Annotated in this window: 15 protein-coding genes, 1 tRNA gene and 2 pseudogenes; 3 read left to right on the forward strand and 15 right to left on the reverse strand. The window is 70.9% G+C overall.

Translation table 11 applies throughout. From position 1 onward, the window contains the following. Positions 1-105: 105 nt before the first annotated feature. The 5 genes and pseudogenes from thrC to K1J60_RS47150 all read right to left on the reverse strand — a co-directional run. Complete coding sequence (gene thrC / locus K1J60_RS14145) at positions 106-1164, reverse strand: threonine synthase (protein ID WP_220646528.1); 1059 nt, start codon at positions 1162-1164, stop codon at positions 106-108. A 6-nt stretch (positions 1165-1170) separates the two neighbouring features. Then, complete coding sequence (locus tag K1J60_RS14150; protein WP_220646529.1) at positions 1171-2463, reverse strand: homoserine dehydrogenase; 1293 nt, start codon at positions 2461-2463, stop codon at positions 1171-1173. Positions 2464-2625: 162 nt separating this feature from the next. Next, positions 2626-4017, reverse strand: a complete 1392-nt coding sequence (gene lysA, locus K1J60_RS14155) for a diaminopimelate decarboxylase (RefSeq protein WP_220646530.1) — start codon at positions 4015-4017, stop codon at positions 2626-2628. A 321-nt stretch (positions 4018-4338) separates the two neighbouring features. Continuing rightward, a complete protein-coding gene (gene nrtL, locus K1J60_RS14160) occupies positions 4339-5667 on the reverse strand; it encodes an ArgS-related anticodon-binding protein NrtL (protein WP_220646531.1) in 1329 nt (442 codons plus the stop codon). 418 nt (positions 5668-6085) lie between these two features. Then, positions 6086-6523 (reverse strand): annotated as a pseudogene (locus K1J60_RS47150) (response regulator); the annotation flags it as partial. A 125-nt stretch (positions 6524-6648) separates the two neighbouring features. Here K1J60_RS47150 and K1J60_RS14170 point away from each other — a divergent pair. Continuing rightward, positions 6649-6720: transfer RNA gene (locus K1J60_RS14170), tRNA-Arg, on the forward strand. A 233-nt stretch (positions 6721-6953) separates the two neighbouring features. Here the strand turns inward: K1J60_RS14170 and K1J60_RS14175 are convergent. Both K1J60_RS14175 and K1J60_RS14180 read right to left on the reverse strand, forming a co-directional pair. Further along, a pseudogene (locus K1J60_RS14175) lies at positions 6954-7417 on the reverse strand (tyrosine-type recombinase/integrase); the annotation flags it as partial. Positions 7418-7495: 78 nt separating this feature from the next. Further along, entirely contained in the window at positions 7496-8029 is a 534-nt protein-coding gene (locus tag K1J60_RS14180) for a hypothetical protein (protein WP_220651456.1), read from the reverse strand. A 223-nt stretch (positions 8030-8252) separates the two neighbouring features. On the opposite strand from K1J60_RS14180, the gene K1J60_RS45800 reads away from it, so the two are divergent. Further along, the gene (locus tag K1J60_RS45800) at positions 8253-8381 is read left to right on the forward strand and encodes a hypothetical protein (RefSeq protein WP_259407722.1); all 129 of its coding nucleotides are present in this window, start codon (positions 8253-8255) and stop codon (positions 8379-8381) included. A gap of 18 nt (positions 8382-8399) precedes the next feature. Here the strand turns inward: K1J60_RS45800 and urtE are convergent, their stop codons facing one another. The 5 genes from urtE to urtA all read right to left on the reverse strand — a co-directional run bounded on the left by urtE (position 8400) and on the right by urtA (position 13272). Then, on the reverse strand, positions 8400-9092 hold the full coding sequence (urtE, locus tag K1J60_RS14185; protein WP_220646532.1) for an urea ABC transporter ATP-binding subunit UrtE: 693 nt from the start codon (positions 9090-9092) through the stop codon (positions 8400-8402). 5 nt (positions 9093-9097) lie between these two features. Beyond that, positions 9098-9901, reverse strand: a complete 804-nt coding sequence (gene urtD, locus K1J60_RS14190; RefSeq protein ID WP_259407723.1) for an urea ABC transporter ATP-binding protein UrtD — start codon at positions 9899-9901, stop codon at positions 9098-9100. Beyond that, positions 9898-11037, reverse strand: a complete 1140-nt coding sequence (gene urtC, locus K1J60_RS14195) for an urea ABC transporter permease subunit UrtC (protein ID WP_220646533.1) — start codon at positions 11035-11037, stop codon at positions 9898-9900. Before urtC ends, urtD begins: the two co-directional genes overlap by 4 nt. Next, positions 11034-11921 (reverse strand): urea ABC transporter permease subunit UrtB, encoded by an 888-nt coding sequence (gene urtB / locus K1J60_RS14200; protein ID WP_220646534.1) that lies wholly within the window; start codon positions 11919-11921, stop codon positions 11034-11036. Before urtB ends, urtC begins: the two co-directional genes overlap by 4 nt. Before the next feature lie 97 nt (positions 11922-12018). Next, positions 12019-13272 carry an urea ABC transporter substrate-binding protein gene (urtA, locus tag K1J60_RS14205; RefSeq protein WP_220646535.1) on the reverse strand — a complete coding sequence of 418 codons (1254 nt, stop codon included), beginning with the start codon at positions 13270-13272 and terminating at the stop codon, positions 12019-12021. A 404-nt stretch (positions 13273-13676) separates the two neighbouring features. Between urtA and K1J60_RS14210 the strand changes: the two genes are divergently transcribed. Continuing rightward, positions 13677-14159: a MarR family winged helix-turn-helix transcriptional regulator gene (locus tag K1J60_RS14210; protein ID WP_220646536.1), complete on the forward strand. Its 483-nt coding sequence runs from the start codon at positions 13677-13679 to the stop codon at positions 14157-14159. Here K1J60_RS14210 and K1J60_RS14215 read toward each other — a convergent pair. The 3 genes from K1J60_RS14215 to K1J60_RS14225 all read right to left on the reverse strand — a co-directional run bounded on the left by K1J60_RS14215 (position 14116) and on the right by K1J60_RS14225 (position 19637). Beyond that, positions 14116-15234, reverse strand: a complete 1119-nt coding sequence (locus K1J60_RS14215; RefSeq protein ID WP_220646537.1) for a substrate-binding domain-containing protein — start codon at positions 15232-15234, stop codon at positions 14116-14118. The two genes, K1J60_RS14210 and K1J60_RS14215, sit on opposite strands and share 44 nt — an antisense overlap. A 388-nt stretch (positions 15235-15622) precedes the next feature. Beyond that, positions 15623-16006, reverse strand: coding sequence for a (2Fe-2S) ferredoxin domain-containing protein (locus tag K1J60_RS14220; RefSeq protein WP_220646538.1), 384 nt, complete (start codon positions 16004-16006; stop codon positions 15623-15625). Between the two features lie 499 nt (positions 16007-16505). Next, on the reverse strand, positions 16506-19637 hold the full coding sequence (locus tag K1J60_RS14225; RefSeq protein ID WP_220646539.1) for a SpoIIE family protein phosphatase: 3132 nt from the start codon (positions 19635-19637) through the stop codon (positions 16506-16508). Positions 19638-19991: the final 354 nt, after the last annotated feature.

Here is a 19991-nt window from a genome sequence, read left to right on the forward strand (position 1 = left end):
GTCGGGTCCTGTCAGGGTTATCCCCCGAGAATCGACGTCTACGCGCGGCTCTCAGGTCTTTTCGAACGGCTGGGCGAGAGGATACGCGAGCGGCCCGGCGTGAGGTTACGCGAGACCGAGGCGCTCGGCCGCCGTCGCCGCGTCCACCGGGACCGTGACGGGCTGCGGGGCGCCCGCGACGGCCCAGTCCGGGTCCTTGAGGCCGTTGCCGGTGACCGTGCAGACGACGGTCTGGCCCGGGTCGACCTTGCCCTGCTCGGCGGCCTTCAGCAGACCGGCCACGGAGGCGGCGGAGGCGGGCTCCACGAAGACACCCTCCTGAGCGGCCAACAGCCGGTAGGCGCGCAGGATCTCACGGTCCGTCACCTCGTCGATGAAGCCGCCCGACTCGTCCCGCGCGGCCAAGGCGTACTGCCAGGACGCGGGGTTGCCGATGCGGATCGCGGTGGCGATCGTCGACGGGTCCTTGACGACCTCGCCGCGCACGATCGGCGCGGAGCCGGAGGCCTGGAAGCCCCACATGCGGGGCGTCTTCGCGGCGATGCCGTCGGCGGCGTACTCCTTGTAGCCCTTCCAGTACGCCGTGATGTTGCCCGCGTTGCCCACCGGCAGGACGTGGATGTCGGGCGCGTCGCCGAGCATGTCCACGATCTCGAACGCGGCGGTCTTCTGGCCCTCGATGCGCACCGGGTTCACCGAATTGACCAGCGCCACCGGGTAGTTGTCGCTCAGTTCACGCGCGAGGGTGAGGCAGTCGTCGAAGTTGCCGTCGACCTGGAGGATCTTCGCGCCGTGCACCAGGGCCTGGCCCATCTTGCCCAGCGCGATCTTGCCCCGCGGGACGAGCACGGCCGAGACCATGCCCGCGCGTACGGCGTAGGCGGCCGCGGAGGCAGAGGTGTTGCCCGTCGAGGCACAGATGACGGCCTTCGCGCCCTCTTCCTTCGCGCGCGTGATGGCCATGGTCATCCCGCGGTCCTTGAAGGATCCGGTCGGGTTGGCGCCCTCCACCTTGAGGTGGACCTCGCAGCCCGTGCGCTCGGAGAGCACCTGCGCGGGTACGAGGGGCGTGCCGCCCTCGCGGAGCGTCACGACCGGCGTGGTGTCGGAGACGGGCAGCCGGTCCCGGTACTCCTCGATGATTCCGCGCCATTGGTGGGTCATTGCTGGTTACTCTCCTTCAACCCGCATGATGCTGGCGACACCCCGCACGGTGTCGAGGTTGCGCAGCGCCTCGACGGTCCCGGTGAGGGAGGCGTCGGAGGCGCGGTGGGTGACGACGACGAGAGAGGCCTCGCCGTCCTTGCCCTGCTGCCGAACCGTATCGATCGACACACCGTGCTCCGCGAACACGGTCGCCACCTGGGCGAGAACTCCCGGTTTGTCGGCGACGTCGAGGCTGATGTGGTAGCGCGTGACGACCTCGCCCATCGGCGAGACCGGCAGGGCGGCGTAGGCGGACTCGCCAGGTCCGGTGGATCCCGCGAGCCGGTTGCGGCACACGGCCACGAGGTCGCCGAGGACGGCGGAGGCGGTGGGGGCACCGCCCGCGCCGGGACCGTAGAACATCAACTGCCCGGCGGCGTCCGACTCCACGAACACGGCGTTGTAGGCGCCGCGCACGGAGGCGAGGGGGTGGGTCAGCGGGATCATCGCGGGGTGCACGCGCGCGGTGACGGAGCCGCCGTCCGCGGCCCGCTCGCAGATGGCGAGCAGTTTGATGGTGCAGCCCATGTTCTTGGCGGAGGCGAAGTCGGCCGCCGTCACCTCGGTCATGCCCTCGCGGTACACGTCGTCGAGCCGCACGCGCGAGTGGAAGGCGATACCGGCGAGGATCGCGGCCTTGGCGGCGGCGTCGAAGCCCTCGACGTCGGCGGTCGGGTCGGCCTCCGCGTACCCGAGGGCGGTGGCCTCGTCGAGGGCCTCCTGATATCCGGCGCCCGTGGAGTCCATCTTGTCGAGGATGAAGTTGGTCGTCCCGTTGACGATGCCCATCACCCGGTTGATCTTGTCGCCGGCGAGGGACTCGCGCAGCGGCCGGATCAGCGGGATGGCGCCGGCGACGGCGGCCTCGTAGTAGAGGTCCGCGTCGTGGTCCCCGGCGGCGGCGTGCAGGGCGGCGCCGTCCTGGGCGAGGAGGGCCTTGTTCGCGGAGACGACGGAGGCGCCGTACTCGAACGCGGTGGTGATGAGGGAGCGGGCGGGCTCGATACCGCCGATGACCTCGACGACGACGTCGATGTCCCCCCGTTTGACCAGGGCGGTCGCGTCGGTGGTGACGAGCGCCGGGTCGATGCCCTCACGCACCCGTGAGGGCCGCCGGACGGCCACGCCCGCGAGCTCGACCGGCGCGCCGATGCGCGCGGCGAGGTCGTCGGCGTGCGTCGTCATGATGCGCGCCACCTCTGAGCCGACAACCCCACAGCCCAGCAGCGCCACCTTCAGCGGACGCGTACGCATCATCCGACCTCGTTTCCTCACATACCGACATACCGAACACGGTGGGACCAGTCTCACTCACCGGACGGGAGTTTCTATCCCCGGTCCGGATCGTGAGACATCTATTTCATTTTCTCAGCGCCGGAAGACGGAGATCTTCCGGCTCGTGAATTCCGGCTCCGCGCCTCAGCCGACGTCGAGACGGAGAAGATCCTCCTCCGTCTCCCGGCGGACGATGACACGGGCCTCTCCATCATTGACGGCGACGACCGGCGGGCGCAGGACGTGGTTGTAATTGCTCGCCATGGAACGGCAGTACGCGCCGGTGGCCGGTACGGCGATCAGGTCACCCGGTGCCAGGTCCGCCGGCAGGAACGCGTCCCTCACCACGATGTCACCGCTCTCGCAGTGCTTGCCGACCACGCGCGCGAGCATCGGCTCGGCGTCGGAGGTACGCGACACCAGCGCGACGCTGTACTCGGCGTCGTACAACGCGGTCCTGATGTTGTCGGACATGCCCCCGTCCACGGAGACGTACGTCCGCAGCCCGTCCAGCGGCTTGATGGTGCCGACCTCGTAGAGCGTGAAGGCGGTGGGCCCGACGATGGCCCGCCCCGGCTCGACGGAGATACGCGGGGCGCGCAGCCTGGCGGCGTCGCACTCCCGGTTGACGATCTCGGTCAGCGCCTTGGCGATCTCGTGGGGCTCACGGGGGTCGTCGTCGCTGGTGTAGGCGATCCCGAGCCCGCCGCCGAGGTCGATCTCGGGCAGCTCGACGCCGTGCTCGTCACGGATCTCCTTGAGCAGCCCGACCACCCGGTGGGCGGCGACCTCGAACCCGGAGGTGTCGAAGATCTGCGAACCGATGTGGCTGTGGATCCCGATGAGTTCGAGCCCGTCGAGCTTGAGCGCCCGCCGTACGGCCTCGGCGGCCTGCCCCCCGGCCAGCGGGATCCCGAACTTCTGGTCCTCGTGGGCGGTGGCGATGAACTCGTGGGTGTGCGCCTCGACGCCGACGGTGACGCGGATCTGCACCCGCTGCCGCGTGCCGAGCGACTGGGCGATGTGCGCGACCCGCGCGATCTCCTGGAACGAGTCGAGCACGATCCGCCCGACGCCGGCCTCGACGGCCCGGCGGATCTCCTCCTCGGACTTGTTGTTGCCGTGGAAGGCGATGCGGTCGGCGGGCATACCGGCGGAGAGCGCGGTCGTGAGTTCACCGCCGGAGCAGACGTCGAGGTTGAGCCCCTCCTCGTGCAGCCAGCGCACGATGGCCCGGGACAGGAACGCCTTGCCCGCGTAGAACACGTCGGCGTCCTGCCCGAACGCGGTGCGCCAGGCGCGCGCCCGCGCGCGGAAGTCGGCCTCGTCGACGAAGTACGCCGGCGTACCGAACTCCTCCGCGAGCGCCTTCACATCGATCCCACCGACGCTGACGACCCCGTCGGGGGTACGGGTGACGGTCTGCGCCCACACCTTCGGGTCCAGCGTGTTCAGGTCGGCGGGCGGGGCGGTGTAGTGCCCCTCGGGAAGCACGTCGGCGTGACGGGGCCCGGCGGGGTGTGCGGAACGGCTCATGTCTGTACGGCTTTCTGTGTGCTCTCTGAGGGGGCGCGGTCGGCCGGGGGTGGGGCGTGGACCGGGAGGTGGGGCGGGCGTCGGCTGGGATGTCGACTGCGGGGGGCGCTTGCGCTTCGGCTGTCGGCTTTCGGCTTTCGGCTTTCGGCTTTCGGTTGGCTGCCTCGGCTGTGGGCTTTCTGCTGTCGGCTGGCTGCCTCGGCTGTCGGCTTTCTGCTGTCGGCTGGCTGCCTCGGCGGTCTGCGGTCTGCGGTCTGCGGTCTGTTGTCGACTCTCGGCCGTCGGCTCCTGGGGCTGTGGCTATGGGCTCCGCGGGCTCGCTCAGAGATATTCGGGTGCGTCGATGCCGAGCAGGGACAGGCCGCCGGCCAGCACCGTCCCGGCTGCTTCGGCAAGGGCCAGCCGGGCCCGGTGGGCGGCCGAGGGTTTCTCGTCGCCGCGCGGCAGCACCGTGTGCTGGAAAGCGAGCAGGGCGTCGGCGAGGACGACCAGGTGCCGGGCGAGACGATCGGGAGCGCGGTGCGTGGCCGCTCGGGCGAGGGTGGACGGGTATTCGGTGAGGGCGCTGACGAGGGGGGTGGTCACGTCGGGGGTGGCGACGGCGGTGGGGGGCGCGGGCGGGGCGTCTGGGGTGGTGACGGCAGGGGCCGGGCGCGAGGTGGGCAGGGCGTCGGGGGTGTTCAGGTCACCCGGGGTGCCGGTGAAACCGAGGGCCGCGGCGTTGCGGGTGAGTGCGCGGGCACGGGCGTGGGCGTACCGGACGCGGAAGAGGGGGTTGGCTGCCCGCTGCACCAGGAGGTCCGCCGTGATCCGGGGGCGGTCGTGGGCGGCCGGGTGCAGAAGGGCCCAGCGGAGGGCGTCGGGGCCGAGGGGGGTGGGGTCCTCCGGGGCGGGGACGGGTCGGAGATCGATGGGGGTGGTGGCCGATTCCGGATCACCGGGCGCGCCTGAGCCGGTGGTGCCGTAGCGGGGGCGGCCGGGCTCGGTGATCTCGCCGGGCCGACCGGGGTCACCGGCACGGGGTTCACGTGGCGGGCCGGGTTCTCCGGAACCGTCGAGGGAGGTGTCGGCGCCCTCGGCGGCGGCGGGGGGCCGGATGTGATCGACCTCGACTCGACCGCCCTGGCTGCCGACGATCCGTACGAGCGCGTCCGCGACGACCTCGGCGCGGATGTCGTACGGGATGCGCAGCCGGACGACGTGCCCGGCGAGGGTGTCGCTGTGACCGTAGGGGAGCGTGGCGGGGGCGGGGCCTGGGCGGGGGCGGTTGCCCTGGCTGTTCTGGGCGTCCTGGGCATCCTGGATGTCCTGGGCGCTCCGTGTGTCCTGATCTCCCCGGATCCGGCGCACCAGGGCGGTGACGGCGGCCCGGTCGAGGTGGATGTTGAGAAAGCCGGGGCCGGTGATCTCGACGGCGGCGACGCCTTCGGTACGGCTGAGGTGGGGGCGCAGTATCTCGGCGACCTGCAACGGGGGGCGGCCGGCGGGCCGGGCCAGTTGCAGGGCGATGTTCGTCGCGTAGTCCCCTCGTCCGCCGGGCCCGGGCGGAGTGACGACCGCGCGTGCGGGCACCGCCACGCTCAGCTCCCCCTCGTCCACAGCACGACGCACCGCGCGCAGCACGGTGCGGGAGAGCTCGACGGGGGTCACGGGGACAAGCGTATGGGAGGAGGGGGGTGGGTATGCGAACCGGTTTACCTCGCGGTCCGCGATGTGGACGGGCGGGTGGGACTGCATAGGGGAGAGCAGTGGGGGTGGGATGTGCCGGAGCCGGAGTGGGGGGCGACAGGCGTCACCGGGACGGAGGCTCCGAGATCACCGGACTACGCAACCTCTGGAAACCCCGCCGTCAACATCATGTGCGGCCGGCGCGCTCCGCACGTTCGGCGTGCTCCGCACGTTCGGGGTGCTCGCTCGCGTTCCCGATGCCGCTGGCCGGGGCACCGGCGGAGGGGGACGCGACGGCAGGGCCAGAAGCGGCGGGGACATGGGTGACAGCGGCGCCGGAAGCGGCGTTGGTGGCAGTGACGACTGGACTGTCGACGCCGCCCCCGTCCGGCACGGCCTCACCACCCGCGCCATGCGCGCGCTCGACCAACTGACGCACCAAGGCGACGAGTTCGCTCGGTTCGAAGGGCTTGGCGAGGAACGCGTCGACGCCGACGTCGAGCCCGGCCTCGACCTCGTACTGGTTGCAGGCGCTGATGATGGCGAGCGGGAGACGTCGCGTCCGCGGATCCCCACGGAGCTGGGCGGCAGCACTAAGACCATCGAGCCGAGGCATGACGACGTCGAGGGTGATGAGATCGGGCCGCACCTGATGAACGACGTCCAGGCACTCGGCACCATCGGCCGCGGTCACCACCTCGAAGCCCTCCAGCTCGAGGTTGACCCTGATCAGCTGCCGGATGACCTTGTTGTCGTCCACAACAAGCACCCGGCCGGACGCGCCTGGCACAACTCGAGAGTAGGTCCGCGCCCACCGCCGCGTCCGGGTTTTCCCCACTTCCACCCCCTGCGGGCGGTCCCCGGGTGCTCAACCCCGCCCCCACCCCCGCAAAACCCGTTCATGATCTACCTCGCAGAGCTGGTAGGGTTCTACCCGTCGCCGCCGAACAAGGCGCCTGACACGCCCCCGTAGCTCAGGGGATAGAGCAACGGCCTCCGGAGCCGTGTGCGCAGGTTCGAATCCTGCCGGGGGCACCTTGTATGAGGTGCCCAAAGACCCCGCCATCAGCGCTTTCGCTGAGAACGGGGTCTTCGCGTATGTGCAGTCGTGTGCCGCTCGGAGCGGGCGTATGTCGGAGTCCGCAGCCTATTCGCGGCCAGGCCGCAGGGCAGAAAGCCGCAGGTAGACCCCAGGAAATGACGAGGCCCCCAGACCGAAGTCCGGGGGCCATCATGCCGCAGGTACGCGTGTCGTAAGTGTGGCGGGATCAAGACCCGTCGCCGTGCCCGTCCTCCTGGACGCCCTGCTCTCCGAGGAGTTGGGCGATCCGGCGATTGGCGATGTCCTGTCGCCCGTCGAGACACTTCGCATACCGGCTGAAGAGCACTTCGGCTCTGTTGCCCGCGCGCTCCGCGACCTCGGTGGGGTCCACGCCAGCGTTGAGCCAGGAGGAGAGCGCGGCGTGGCGCAGGTCGTACGGTCGAGCGGCCGGCGGCGAGGCCGCCTGTTCCGGCGTGAGTGCCATGTGCCGAGCCTCGTCCCAGAGACGCCAATACGTCGTCGAGGCGACCGCTCCCCCGCGTTCGTTGGCGAACAGCCGGCCGTCCTCGGCTGTGCCGAACTCCTCGATGTAAGCCCGGAGCAGCGCACCAGGCGGGGCGGAGCCGGAACGATGCAGGTCTCGTTGGCGGGTCGATTCTTGAGGCCGCGGTTGTCGTGCACCTCCCCCGTTCAGTCCCTGCGCCGAGGCAGTGAACCACCCGGTAGCTGCACCGATGGGGGTACGCATGCGTGCAACGCCGCGGCTGCCTAACCACACGAATCGCAGACGCCTGTCGAAGGCAGTTGGACGAAGCAGCGCTCACAAACCCGGGCGGGCCTTTCAGTGCGCTCGCGCCGACGCTCGACCGCTCCTTGAAGTCTGGGGGCGAGGGCCGGCACACCACCGCCAGGCGGCATGCTCGCCCCAAAGTGGCGGTAGCAAGCCAGGCGGGCGTCGGCAGCGTGATGCTCGCGTTCCATCTCGTCATCTACCGGCGGCTCTCCGGCGACCGCCAGAACGTCCTTGTAGCCGCTGCCTACCTTGCCGTCGTCTGTATGGACCACCAGAGCCGTCAGTGGTGGATCGCCGCGACGGTGGGCTTCACGCACCACCCGGCCCAGAATCGGACCGATCCAGTTGTGCAGAAGGGTCTTGGTCCGGATGCCGGTCCTGCTCTGGATCTCCTCCGCCAACTCCTTGTAAGTGATCACTGCGTGGTAGGTCTGCGCTACGCCTACGAGGATCGTGTACGCCTCTGAGCTCCAGGCTTCGCGTGCCTCCTGGCCCGTCGGCTTGTCCATGCCGACCACGGACTCAGAATCCCCCTGCTTCATCCCCACCCCGCCGTGCTCTCGATCGTTGGCACTCTCCGGCATCCTCCCTTACGGGAGGACGCCGGCGCCATGGCTCTGTGCGAGCTCGCCGCCGTACGCCAACCGGGGCACAGCAGCATCGGCAGCGAGCGCCCCGATCCCTGCGGTACGACCGATTTTCCCGACCGCATCGTGGCGCGGAAACTCCCAGGTGGCGGTCCTCCCCCACGAGCGCCTGACGGAGGCGGTGGACAGCGTCGAGGAGCTGACCGTGCCGCAGCCGGGCGCCTCGGGGTCGCTGATGGTCTGCGGCCGATGCGCCCGGTGCGGCGGCGAGTGAGACCGGCCGAGTGGGGTCTCACACGCTGAGCGCGGTCCGTACGGTCTGTTCGGCGTCCGTTCCGCCCTCGCCGGAGGAGGTCACGCGGCCCGCTTCCAGGACGTAGTAGTGCTGGGCTGCTCGCATGGCGAAGCCGACGTGCTGTTCGACGAGGAGGACGGAGAGTCCGCCGCGCCGGGTCAGGGCGAGGATCGTCTCCTCGATCTCGGCGACGACGGACGGCTGGATGCCCTCGGTGGGTTCGTCGAGGAGGAGGAGTCTCGGGTGGGTGATGAGGGCGCGGGCGATGGCCAGTTGCTGGCGTTGGCCGCCGGAGAGCAGGCCGGCGCGGCGGCCGGAGAGTTCACGCAGCACGGGGAAGAGGTCCAGGGCCTCGGCGATCGCTTCCTTGCCGTTCGCGCGGCCGTCGGCGACGAGTTGGAGGTTCTCCGCGGTGGTCAGGTGGGGGAAGGACTGCTGGCCCTGGGGGACGTAGGCCATGCCGCGGGCGACGCGCTGGTGGGGGGCGAGGCGGGTGATGTCCTCGCCGTCGAGCAGGATGGTGCCGCTTCGCGGTTTGATCAGGCCCATGGCGGCGCGCAGCAGGGTGCTCTTTCCGGCGCCGTTGTGGCCGAGGACGGTGGCGACGCCGTCCTTCGGGACCGAGACCGTGACGCCGTGCAGGACGGTGGTGCGGTCGTATCCGGCCTGGACGTTGCTCAGTTCCAGCATGGGTCTCACGCCTCCTCGGCGACGGCCACGGCGGTGGCGGTGGCGGTGGCGGGTGGGAGCTCGGATGCCGAGGGTTCCAGGGCGCGTCCGAGGTAGACCTCCTGGACGCGGGGGTCGGCCTGGACCTCGGCGACCGTGCCCTCGCTGAGGACCCTTCCGGCGTGCAGGACGCTGACGCTGCGGGCGAAGGAGCGCATGAAGTCCATGTCGTGCTCGATGACGACGACCGTGTGGTCCTCGCTGACCCGTTGCAGGAGCCGGCCGGTGGCCTCGCGTTCGTCGTGGCTCATGCCGGCGACGGGCTCGTCGAGGAGGAGGAGTCTCACCTCCTGGACGAGCAGCATGCCGATCTCCAGCCACTGCTTCTGGCCGTGGGCGAGGACGCCGGCCGGGCGGTCGCGCAGCTCGGTGAGTCCGGTGGTCTCCAGGGCCTTCGCGACCGGCGCGGGGATGCCCTTGCGGCGCCTCAGCATCGTCCACACGCCCCGACCGGCGCCGGCGGCGATGTCGAGGTTCTGCAGGACGGTCAGTTCCTCGAAGACGGTGGCGGTCTGGAAGGTACGGCCTATGCCCAGCCGTGCGATCTTCTGCACGGGCTTGCCGAGCAGGTCCTGGTCGCCGAAGCGGACCGATCCGGTGGCCTTCACCAGGCCGGTGACCGCGTCGACCAGGGTGGTCTTGCCGGCACCGTTGGGGCCGATGAGGAAGCGGAGGTCGCCGGGGTGGATGTCCAGGTCGACGCCGTCGACGGCGGTGAATCCGTCGAAGGTGACCCGCAGGTCGCGGACGGTCAGTCCCTCGCCGCTCATGCTGTCTCTCCAGTCGCAGGAGTACCGGTACGGGTGAGGGTGCGGGTGCGGCGTCTGCGCAGGACGACGCCGAGGGAGGCGAGGCCGCCGGGCAGGAAGCCGACCGCCAGGACGAACAGCAGGCCCTGGAGGTACGTCCACGCTGCGGGGAACTCGTCCGAGAGCGTGCTCTGTGCCCAGGCCACGGCGATCGCGCCGAGCACCGCGCCCACCAGCGAGGCCCGTCCGCCCACCGCCGCGCCGATGACGAACCCGATGGACGGCACGATCCCGATCAGCGCCGGGGAGATGATGCCGACGGCCGGGACGAACAGGGCGCCCGCGAGTCCCGCCATGCCGGCCGCGACGACATACGCGACGAGCTTGGCGTTGGCCGGGTTGTAGCCGAGGAAGCGGACCCGCTCCTCGGAGTCCCGTACGGCGATGAGGAGTTCGCCGTAGCGGCTGACGAACAGCTGGCGGGCCAGAGCCATCAGCAGGAGCAGGGCCACCGCGATGATGAAGTACACCATCCGCTGGTTGACGGGGTCGTCCAGCGAGTAGCCGAAGAAGCCCTGGATGTCGGTGAGGCCGTTGGTGCCGCCGGTGGTGGCCTGCTGGCCGATCAGCCAGATCGACAGGGCGGCGGCCAGCGCCTGGCTGAGGATCGCGAAGTAGGCGCCCTTCACCCGGCGTTGGAAGACGAAGAAGCCGAGTACCGCCGCGACCGCCATCGGCAGCAGTACGGTCATGGCGAGCGCGAACGCCGGGTTGGCGAAGGGCTTCCACCACCAGGGCAGGGCGTCGCCGGTGCCGTAGAGCAACATGAAGTCGGGGAGCGTCTCGCCGGTGGCGGCGGCGTCGGTGAGCTTGAGGTGCATGGCCATGGCGTAGCCGCCGAGGCCGAAGAAGACGCCCTGGCCGAGCACCATGAGCCCGCCCCGGCCCCAGGCCAGGCTGACGCCGACGGCCACGATCGCGTAGCACAGGTACTTCGCGAGGAGCGAGAGCCGGAAGTCGGAGAGCGCGAGGGGGGCGACGCCGAGGAGGAGGACGGCGCCCAGGACGAATCCGCCGGGCACGCGGAGGCGTTCCAGCAGGGGCACGGGGGGCGTCGTGACGGGGGGTGTCGTGACGGGGGGCGTCGTTGTCGTCATGCCAGGCTCCGGGTGCGCAGTGTGTACAGGCCCTGGGGTCGCCACTGGAGGAAGGCGACGATCGCCACGAGCACGATGACCTTCGCGACGCTCACCGTCGTCGAGTACTCCAGCACCGACTGGAGCACGCCCAGCGCGAAGGCCGTGATCACGCTGCCCTTCAACTGCCCGATACCGCCGACGACCACGACGAGGAAGGCGTCGACGATGTAGTTGGTGCCCATCGTCGGGCCGATCGGACCGACCAGGGTGAGCGCGACGCCGGCCACGCCCGCGAGTCCGGAGCCGATGAAGAAGGTGATGCGGTCGACCTGGCCGGTGGCGATGCCGGACACCTCGGCGAGGTCCCGGTTCTGCACGACCGCCCGGATACGACGGCCCAGCGGGGTGAGCTTCAGGATCAGCGTGAGGGCGACGACGCTCAGCAGGGCGAGACCGAGGATGAACAGCCGGCTGTTGGCGAAGGTGATGCCCCCGCCCAGGGAGATGTTGCCGGTGAGCAGGTCGGGGGCCGCGGTCTGCACGTTGGGGGCGCCGAAGACGTCCCGGGCGAGTTGCTGGAGCATCAGGGAGACGCCCCAGGTGACCAGCAGGGTGTCCAGCGGGCGCGTGTACAGACGCCGGATCAGCAGCCACTCCAGCAGCGCGCCCATGGCGCCCGCGACGAGGAAGGCGACCGGCAGGGCGACGAGCAGCGAGAGACCCGCGCCGCTGATGGACTTCTGCAGGACGTACGTCGTGTAGGCGCCGGCCATGATGAACTCGCCGTGCGCCATGTTGATCACGCCCATCTGACCGAAGGTCAGGGTCAGGCCGAGCGCGATGAGCAGGAGGACGGCACCGATGCTGATGCCGGTGAAGGACTGGTTGAGGATGACCGTCATGAGGTCGGCTCCGGGTCGGGGACGGAGGTGCGGGTGTGCGCCATGGGCGTGACCCGGCCCCGTGACGGGGCCGGGTTCTCACCGGTGAGGGTGCGGCTCAGGAGAGGCCGGAGGCCCAGGAGTAGCCCTTGAGGTAGGGGTCCGGCTTGACCGGCTTGCCGGAGTTCCACACCTCGGTGATCAGCCCGTCCGCGCCGACCCTGCCGATCCGGGCGGTCTTGTAGACGTGCTGGGTGGCGCCGTCGACGGTGACCTTGCCCTCGGGGGCGTCGAGTTCGATGCCGTCCGAGGCGGCCTTCACCTTCGCCACGTCGAAGGAGCCGGCCTTCTCGACCATCTCCTTCCACAGGTAGACGGAGATGTAGGCGGCCTCCATCGGGTCGGAGGTCGGCTTGTCCTTGCCGTACGCGGCCTGGTACGCCGCCACGAACTCGGTGTTCGCGGCGCCCGGGGTGGTCTGGTAGTAGTTCCAGGCGGTCAGCTGGTCTTCCAGGTACTGGGTGCCGATGCTCTTGACCTCCTCCTCCGCGATGGAGACGGAGAGCACGGGAAGGCTCTTCGCGGTCAGGCCCGCGGACTTGTACTCCTTGAAGAAGGCCACGTTGCTGTCACCGTTGAGGGTGTTGAACACCGCGTCCGCGCCGGAGTCCTTGACCTTGTTGGTGATGGTGCCGAACTCGGTGGAGCCCAGCGGCGCGTAGTCCTCGCCGACGACCTCCATGCCGTTGGCCTTCGCGTACGCCTTGATGATCTTGTTGGCGGTGCGCGGGAAGACGTAGTCGCTGCCGACGAGGTACAGCTTGGTCAGGCCCTGCTTCTTGAGGTAGTCGAGGGCCGGGACGATCTGCTGGTTGGTGGTGGCGCCGATGTAGAAGATGTACGGCGACTGCTCCAGGCCCTCGTACTGCACGGGGTAGAACAGCAGCGACTTGTACCGCTCGAAGACCGGCTTGACGGCCTTGCGGCTGGCGGAGGTCCAGCAGCCGAAGGTGGCCACCACCTTGTCGTCGGTGATCAGGGCCTCGGCCTTCTCGGCGAAGGTCGGCCAGTCGGAGGCGCCGTCCTGGCTGATGGGCTTCAGCTTCTTGCCCAGCACACCGCCGGCGGCGTTGATCTCCTTGACCGCGAGCAGCAGCGCGTTGTGGACGGTCACCTCACTGATCGCCATGGTGCCCGACAGCGAGTTCAGCAGACCGACCTTGACCGTGTCGCCGGACGTGTCCGCCTTGGCGCCGGAATCGGCGGACGTGCTGTCGCCCGTCTTGGCGCCGCACGCGCTGAGGGCGGCGGACGCACCGGCCGCCGAAATACCGGCCAGGAGACCGCGTCTGCTGATGCTGAGCCCGGACATACAAAACCTCCATGCCCCGTAGGGCGATGTGAAAGAGCGGAAGAGCTCCACGGAGGAGCATCGGGAGGGAATGAATGTGACGCGCTTCAGAGCGGCGGCGTTGACGCACGGGTCCCCAGTCGTTCCGGGGTGACGTCCGGGCTGGTCGCTGAAGTGCGACCACAGCCTGCGCCGGAACTGTTTCCCCTGCGTTTCGGAGCAATTGAAGGATAGTTTCCAGCGGAAGTAAAATAGTGGATGAAACAAAAGAGGCCGCTGCTACGGAAGTTGGGTCGGCGGCCTCATGGAAACGGCAATTAATGCTTCCTGCGGAAAGGGACGGTTTCCCTTGTTCCACTTGTCAAGGGCCGGGTGATCGGCGGTAGGCTCGGGCGCCAGCCGAGGAGCACGAGTGGAGGAGCACGATGGCGACACGGCCCCAGGAACTGCTCTACCTGCTGACACGGGCCGAACGTCTCGCCGTGCGCCGAGTCCAGTCCGTACTCGACGAGTTCGACTGCTCCGTGGAGGCATGGCGGGTGCTCGACCTGCTCTCCGACGGGCAGGGCCACAACATGACGTCCCTCGCCGACCACGCCTTCCTGCCGGCGCCGAGCCTCACCAAACTCGTCGACCAACTCGTCGACCAGAACCTGGTCTACCGCCGCGTCGACCCCGCCGACCGACGCCGCGTCCTGGCCCACCTCACCCCGCGGGGCGTGCGGCGTTGGCAGGTGCTCGTCCGTGAAGTGCGGGCCGACTGGGGGGACTTGGAGCAGCTGCTCCCGGACGAGGAGCTGAACGGTCCGCTCGTCCGGCTGGCCGAGGCGCTGGAGGACGGGGACACCGCCGGCCCGGCCAGAGTCACCACAGGTCGTGGGGAGCGCGCAGTTGGGCGAGCACGTTGAAGTCGAGTCCGTCCGCCTCCGCGAGGTAGATGCGCTGGCGGACATGCCGGTCCTGGAGGTGGAGCAGGCCGCGCGGACCCTCGTAGGAGACGGTCTCTGCGGCGGCCGAGATAGCCGACACGTCCAGGGTGCGGGCCCGTTCGATGAGTGACGCGAGCAGTAGCACACCCTCGTAGCAGGACTCGCCGAGGCTGCCGGGGGCCGGGGCCTCGACACCGAACCGGCCGGCGTACTGACCGTGGAAGTCCAGGGTGTCCTGATTGGCCAGTGAGGCGAAGAACCCGGCCGTGCTGTACAGGTCGCCGGTCGCCTCCGGTCCGCTGGCCATCAGCATGTTCTCGTCCATCAGCGTGCTCAGCCTGAGACACCGCTGGTCGAGGCCGGACGCGGCGAAGGCCCGGTTGAAGCGGACGGCGTCACTGCCGACCAGGAGCATCAGCACACCGTCCGCGTCCGTGTGCTCGATACGCCGCAACACGTCACGGAAGTCTCCGGTGCCCAACGGGAGGTACTCCTCGCCGCAGACCCGCCCGCCCCCGCACACGTGGGCGTAACGGCGGGCGGCCCGGGCGGTGCGCCGGGGCCAGACGTAGTTGTTGCCGACGACGAACCACCGCCGCACCCGCCGCGTCTCGGCCAGCACCCGCATGGCGGGCAGAAGCTGCCAGTCGGGCGTCTCACTGGTCATGAAGACGCCGTCGGTCCGCTCCCCGCCCTCGTAGAGAGCGGTGTAGACGTACGGCACCCGGTCCGCGACGCGCGGCGCCACGGCCTGCCTGACCGAGGAGATGTGCCAGCCGGTGACACCGTGCACCGCGCCGGTCGCGACCAGGGCCCCCACCTCGGCGGCGACCTGCTCCGGTTCGGCACCGCCGTCGACCTCCAGCAGCCTCAGCTCCTTGCCGAGTACCCCGCCGGCCTTGTTGATCTCCTCGGCGGCCAGCCGCGCGCATGCCTCACAGGCGGGACCGAAGATCCCGGCAGGCCCCTGCATCGGGTACACGAGCGCGACGTTCAGGGTCGAGTCGTCGGCCGTGACCCATCGGGGGGTGTGAAGGCTGAGTGGCCGGTGCATGGCCACATGATTGCCCGGCCGCCGCCGTGGCCCAAGCGACGGCCGGGATCGAGACCGATTCGTAGAGATCACGGAGGAGCCGACCGTTTGGCGGGAGACGGGCGGAGTCGAGCGGAGGCGGCCGGCTCGGCTCGAAGGTTCGGGCACGCGTGCCTGCGCGAGGCCCTGGTCGGCAGTGCGCGCCGGGACAGCCCCCCGCCGTCCACTTCTTCTCCTCGATCCGCCCGGCCTTCCACGGATGACGCCGTCGACCTGACCGTCTGCGTCGGACTTGCGCCGCACCAGGTCGGGGGCGGCTTTCCGCTTGCCCGGGCGGGTCAGCGGACGGCGCCGGCGCGGCGCCCCGGCCATGCGCGGGATCTTCGTGAAGGTGAGGGCGCGCCGGCCGTCAGGGAGAAGTGCGGCGGGCCGGTGGGGTGAAGAGGTAGAGGTCGAGGATGGGGGGCATGGGGGCGATGCCCGGGCCGCCGGAGCGGACCCAGGTGGCTATGTCCTCTGTGGCGTCCGGGTCGTTGACCAGGCCCAGCCAGACGGGGCGGGCGCCTGCGGCGCGGCCTGCCGCCGAGGGTTGGACGACGATCACGTTGGCTTGGTCGCAGGCGTCCAGGCAGGTGGAGATGCGGGTCGGGACGAGGGACTGGAGGCGGGTGGTCTGGGCCTCGTGGTCCACGCCGGGCAGTTTGGGGGTGCCGCAGCAGCAGTCTCGGCAGACCGTTACTCGGCACGGGGCGGGGTCGGAGGCGGGGCCTGGGTTCAGCCGGTCGGGAGTCACCTGGGGAACGGGGCGGTGGGTGTGGGGGGCGTCGTCATTCGGTGCCTCGTGTGCCTCGTGTGCCGTATGCGTTCGTGTGCTTCGTGTGCTTCGTGCGGTTCGTGCGGTTCGTGCGGTTCGTGCGGTTCGTGCGGTTCGTGCGGTTGGGTCTACTGGGGTGGCTTGGTGGGCTGGGTTTTTTCGCGGGGATTTTACTCGGTCCGCCGCCCCTGCCCGTCCCGTCACCTGGGCTCCGCGTCTTCGGCCCCGGCCGTCGGCCGGCCGGCAGTCGCCGGGCCCGTGCGGTGTCGGCGATCTTGTCGGGAGGGTGATCTTCCAGGCGCGGAAGCGGACTACAGGGTGCGGGTTGCGGGCCGTGGACTGCGCGGTGCGGGCTGCGGGCTGCGGGCCATGGACTGCGGGCTGCGGGCTTTCGGCGATTTTCAGGGGCCCTCGCCGAGCGGCCCCGGTGTCCCGGCGACTGCGGCCCGGCGGCTGCGGCCCGGCGTCCGGCGCTGAATCACGGTCCGGGCAGGGGCTGTTCGGTCCAGATGGTCTTGCCGTCGGGGGTGTAGCGCGTGCCCCAGCGTTCGGTGAGCTGGGCCACGAGGAAGAGGCCCCGGCCGCCCTCGTCCTCGGTGCGGGCGCGGCGCAGCCTGGGTGAGGTGCCGCTGCCGTCGTAGACCTCGCAGATCAGGGCACGGTCGCGCAGGAGACGGAGTTGGACCGGGCCGGTGGCGTGGCGGATGGCGTTGGTGACGAGTTCGCTGGCCACCAGTTCCGTGGTGAAGGCCAGGTCGTGCAGGCCCCAGGCGGCGAGCTGCCCGGTGACGGCCTCCCGTGCTCGGGCGACGACCGCCGGGTCGCTGGGCAGGTCCCACTGGGCGACCTGCTCCGGGCCCAGGGTGTTCGTACGGGCGACGAGGAGGGCCACGTCGTCGCCGGGCCGGGCCGGGAGCAGGGCGTCGAGGACCGCCTCACAGGTGTCCTCGGGGGCGCGGTCGGGGCGGGCCAGGACGGTACGGAGCCGGTCGAGGCCGGTGTCGATGTCGCGGTGCCGGTCCTCGACCAGGCCGTCGGTGTAGAGGACCAGCTGGCTGCCCTCGGCCAGGTCGAGTTCCACGGTCTCGAAGGGCATGCCGCCGAGGCCCAGCGGCGGCCCCGAGGGCAGGTCGACGAACTCCACCGTCCCGTCCGGGGCGACGACCGCCGGCAGCGGGTGCCCCGCACGGGTGAGGGCGCAGCGTCGGGACACCGGGTCGTAGACGGCGTACAGACAGGTCGCGCCGACGATTCCGGAGTCCTCGTGGGTGTTCTCCACCGCCCAGCCCTCGCCCCGGTCGAGGCGGCCGACGAGGTCGTCGAGGTGGGTGAGCAGTTCGTCCGGGGGCAGGTCGAGGGAGCAGAAGTTGTGGACGGCGGTACGCAGTCGGCCCATGGTCGCGGCGGCGTGCAGGCCGTGACCGACGACGTCACCGACGACGAGCGCGACCCGGGCGCCGGAGAGCGGGATGACGTCGAACCAGTCGCCGCCCACGCCCGCCTGGGCGGGGAGGTAGCGGTACGCGACCTCGACCGCGCTCTGCTCGGGGCGTCCCCGCGGCAGCAGGCTGCGTTGCAGAGCGAGGGCGGTGTTGTGCTCGCGTGTGTAGCGGCGGGCGTTGTCGATGCAGATCGCCGCGCGGCCCACCAGTTCCTGGGCCAGCGACAGGTCGTCGTCCTCGAACGGGGCGGGCTGCTCGGAGCGGTAGAAGCTGACGACGCCGAGGGTCGCGCCGCGTGCCCGCAGCGGCACGGTGATCAGGGAGTGGATGCCGGCGGCGAGGGCGCGCTCCAGCCGTGGCGGGTCCTGGGCGAGCCAGCCGCCCGCCTCCGCCAGTACGGGTTCCAGCACCGAGCGACCGGTCTCCCAGCTGCGTGCCTGCGGGGTGGAGGGGACGTAGCGCACCGGGTCCCCCACCTCGTACAGATGGGACTCCTCGTGTACGGCGCCCAACGCGACCCGGCGCAGCCGTGTGCCGGGGTCGAGGGGCTCCGGCTCGTCGCCGAGCAGGACGGAGACGGGCAGGTCGACGGCCGCGAAGTCGGCGAAGCGGGGGACGGCCACCTCGGCGAGTTCCTCTGCGGTGCGGGTGACGTCGAGCGTGGTGCCGATGCGGACTCCGGCGTCGTGCAGCAGCTCCAGCCGCCGACGCGCGAGCACGGCGAGTCGGCCGACCCCGGGTTCACCGATGAGAACCAGCCAGGCGTCGGAGGCGGCGTCCGGGGCGGCGTCCGGGGGCGGGGTGGGTGTCGTTCGCCGGGTTGCCTGCGGGGGCGGGTGTGGAGTCTTCTGCGGGGGCGTTTGTGGCGCTGGTCCGGCTGGTGGCGGAGGTGGGTCGGCGCGGTGGGGTGCGTGGGTTCGGGGGGTTTCCGGCAGTGCGTCAGGGGTTTCCGGGGGTGCATCGGGTTCGTACGGGGCGGTGGGGGGCGGTGACGGCGTCGGGCGCGGGTGGAGGGCGGTGGGGGCCCGTGGGCGGAGGAGGACGGTCGGGGGTGCAGGGGCCGTGGCGGTGCGGGGGGCGAGTGAGCGGGTGGGGGGAGGCTGGTGTGGAGGCTGAGCCTGCGGGGCTTCGTGTGCCGGGGTCAGCAGTTGCGTGTGGCGGAGGTGGGGGCCGCCCAGGACGCGGGCCTCGACCACCACGCCTGTCTCGCCCGACTCGCTCATGATCGGGCGGCGCAGGAGGGTGGCGACGCGGTTGCCGGAGAGGGTGACCTCGTCGAGGGTGCGGTGGGGTGAGGCGATGAGTTCCTCGGCCTTCTCCCGGAGGACGGCCATGTCGACCCGGCCGAGGGGCTCGGCGTAGCGGCCGTCGTCGTCCCGCGCCCAGGGCGGTCGTTCGGGTTGGCGGGGCCAGGTGTCCGTGCCCGCGGCTGCCGCGCCCGCGCCTGGGCCCGAACGCGGACCTGGGTCTGGCCCTGGCCCTGGCCCTGCGGCGGCACGGGCGGCCCGGCGGTAGGCGGCCAGGAGCGCCTGCTCGCGTTGCGTGGCCTGTTCCAGGAGGGCGGCCTCGATGTCGTGGGCCGCCTCTCGGACGAGCCGCAGCATGGCGGGGTCGCTGTCGTCGCGCAGACAGGTGAGGTCGAGGACGGCCTCGACGCGGCCGCTGAGCGGGTTGCGCACGGGGGCGCCCGCGCAGGCGAACGGGGAGAGGCAGTCGGCGAAGTGTTCCCGGCCGAGGACGAGGACGGGTTGCCGCTCGGCGAGGGCCGTGCCCACGCCGTTGGTGCCGGCGGCGGCTTCGGAGGCGCAGAAGCCCGGGGCGAAGTTCACCTCGTCGAGACGGCTGAGGAGCTGTCGGTCACCGCCGTGCCGCTGGATCATGCGGGCCTGTCCGTCGCAGAGCACGACGGTCATGCTGACGTCCGCGAGGGAGGCGGTGAGCCGTGTGAGCACCGGGCCGGCGGCGCGCAGGAAGGGGTCCTCCATCGCGAGGTCGGGCACGAAGGGGACAAGCAACCGGTGGGGTTCGAGGCCGGCGGAACGGCAGCGCTTCCACGAGTCCAGCACCGGGTCGCGGACGTCGGAGTCGACGTGCGCGCCCGCGAGGAAGCGCTCATGGGCATCGACGAGACCGCCGATGTCGTCCCAGGAGACGGACAACGGGATCACTTCCCTCACCTGCGCACGGCCCGCCGCGTACCACCACCGGACGCGCCCACGGGCCGCCTGCCAGGCGCTACAACCCTAGACCTTGCGTGACGCATATCACAACGACGCGAGTGAGGGCGGGCGGAGGGTCGGGAGAGGCGGGCGGGGCTCGGCGGTGAGGCTCATGGGAGGGCCGGGCCGAAGGCGGGTCAAGGACCGGGCCTGGGCGGGCGGCGGCCGCAGGGGTGTGTGGGGTCCCCGCGGCGGAGGGCCGGGGAGTGACTTGTGTCTCATGCGGGGTGGGGGCGTTCGGAGGGGTGTCGACGGCGGAGCCGCTGCTCGGAGGCCGTGTCGTCGTTCTGGCGGTGGCAGGAG

The organism is Streptomyces akebiae (assembly GCF_019599145.1).
Lineage (GTDB): Bacteria > Actinomycetota > Actinomycetes > Streptomycetales > Streptomycetaceae > Streptomyces > Streptomyces akebiae.

What these genes read in the sequence shown, in the direction of transcription:
- thrC (WP_220646528.1), bottom strand. Translation starts at nt 1,164, where the DNA reads ATGACCCACCAATGGCGCGGAATCATCGAGGAGTACCGGGACCGGCTG.
- K1J60_RS14150 (WP_220646529.1), bottom strand. Translation starts at nt 2,463, where the DNA reads ATGATGCGTACGCGTCCGCTGAAGGTGGCGCTGCTGGGCTGTGGGGTT.
- lysA (WP_220646530.1), bottom strand. Translation starts at nt 4,017, where the DNA reads ATGAGCCGTTCCGCACACCCCGCCGGGCCCCGTCACGCCGACGTGCTT.
- K1J60_RS14180 (WP_220651456.1), bottom strand. Translation starts at nt 8,029, where the DNA reads ATGGACAAGCCGACGGGCCAGGAGGCACGCGAAGCCTGGAGCTCAGAG.
- urtE (WP_220646532.1), bottom strand. Translation starts at nt 9,092, where the DNA reads ATGCTGGAACTGAGCAACGTCCAGGCCGGATACGACCGCACCACCGTC.
- urtD (WP_259407723.1), bottom strand. Translation starts at nt 9,901, where the DNA reads ATGAGCGGCGAGGGACTGACCGTCCGCGACCTGCGGGTCACCTTCGAC.
- urtC (WP_220646533.1), bottom strand. Translation starts at nt 11,037, where the DNA reads ATGACGACAACGACGCCCCCCGTCACGACACCCCCCGTCACGACGCCC.
- urtB (WP_220646534.1), bottom strand. Translation starts at nt 11,921, where the DNA reads ATGACGGTCATCCTCAACCAGTCCTTCACCGGCATCAGCATCGGTGCC.
- urtA (WP_220646535.1), bottom strand. Translation starts at nt 13,272, where the DNA reads ATGTCCGGGCTCAGCATCAGCAGACGCGGTCTCCTGGCCGGTATTTCG.
- K1J60_RS14210 (WP_220646536.1), top strand. Translation starts at nt 13,677, where the DNA reads ATGGCGACACGGCCCCAGGAACTGCTCTACCTGCTGACACGGGCCGAA.
- K1J60_RS14215 (WP_220646537.1), bottom strand. Translation starts at nt 15,234, where the DNA reads ATGCACCGGCCACTCAGCCTTCACACCCCCCGATGGGTCACGGCCGAC.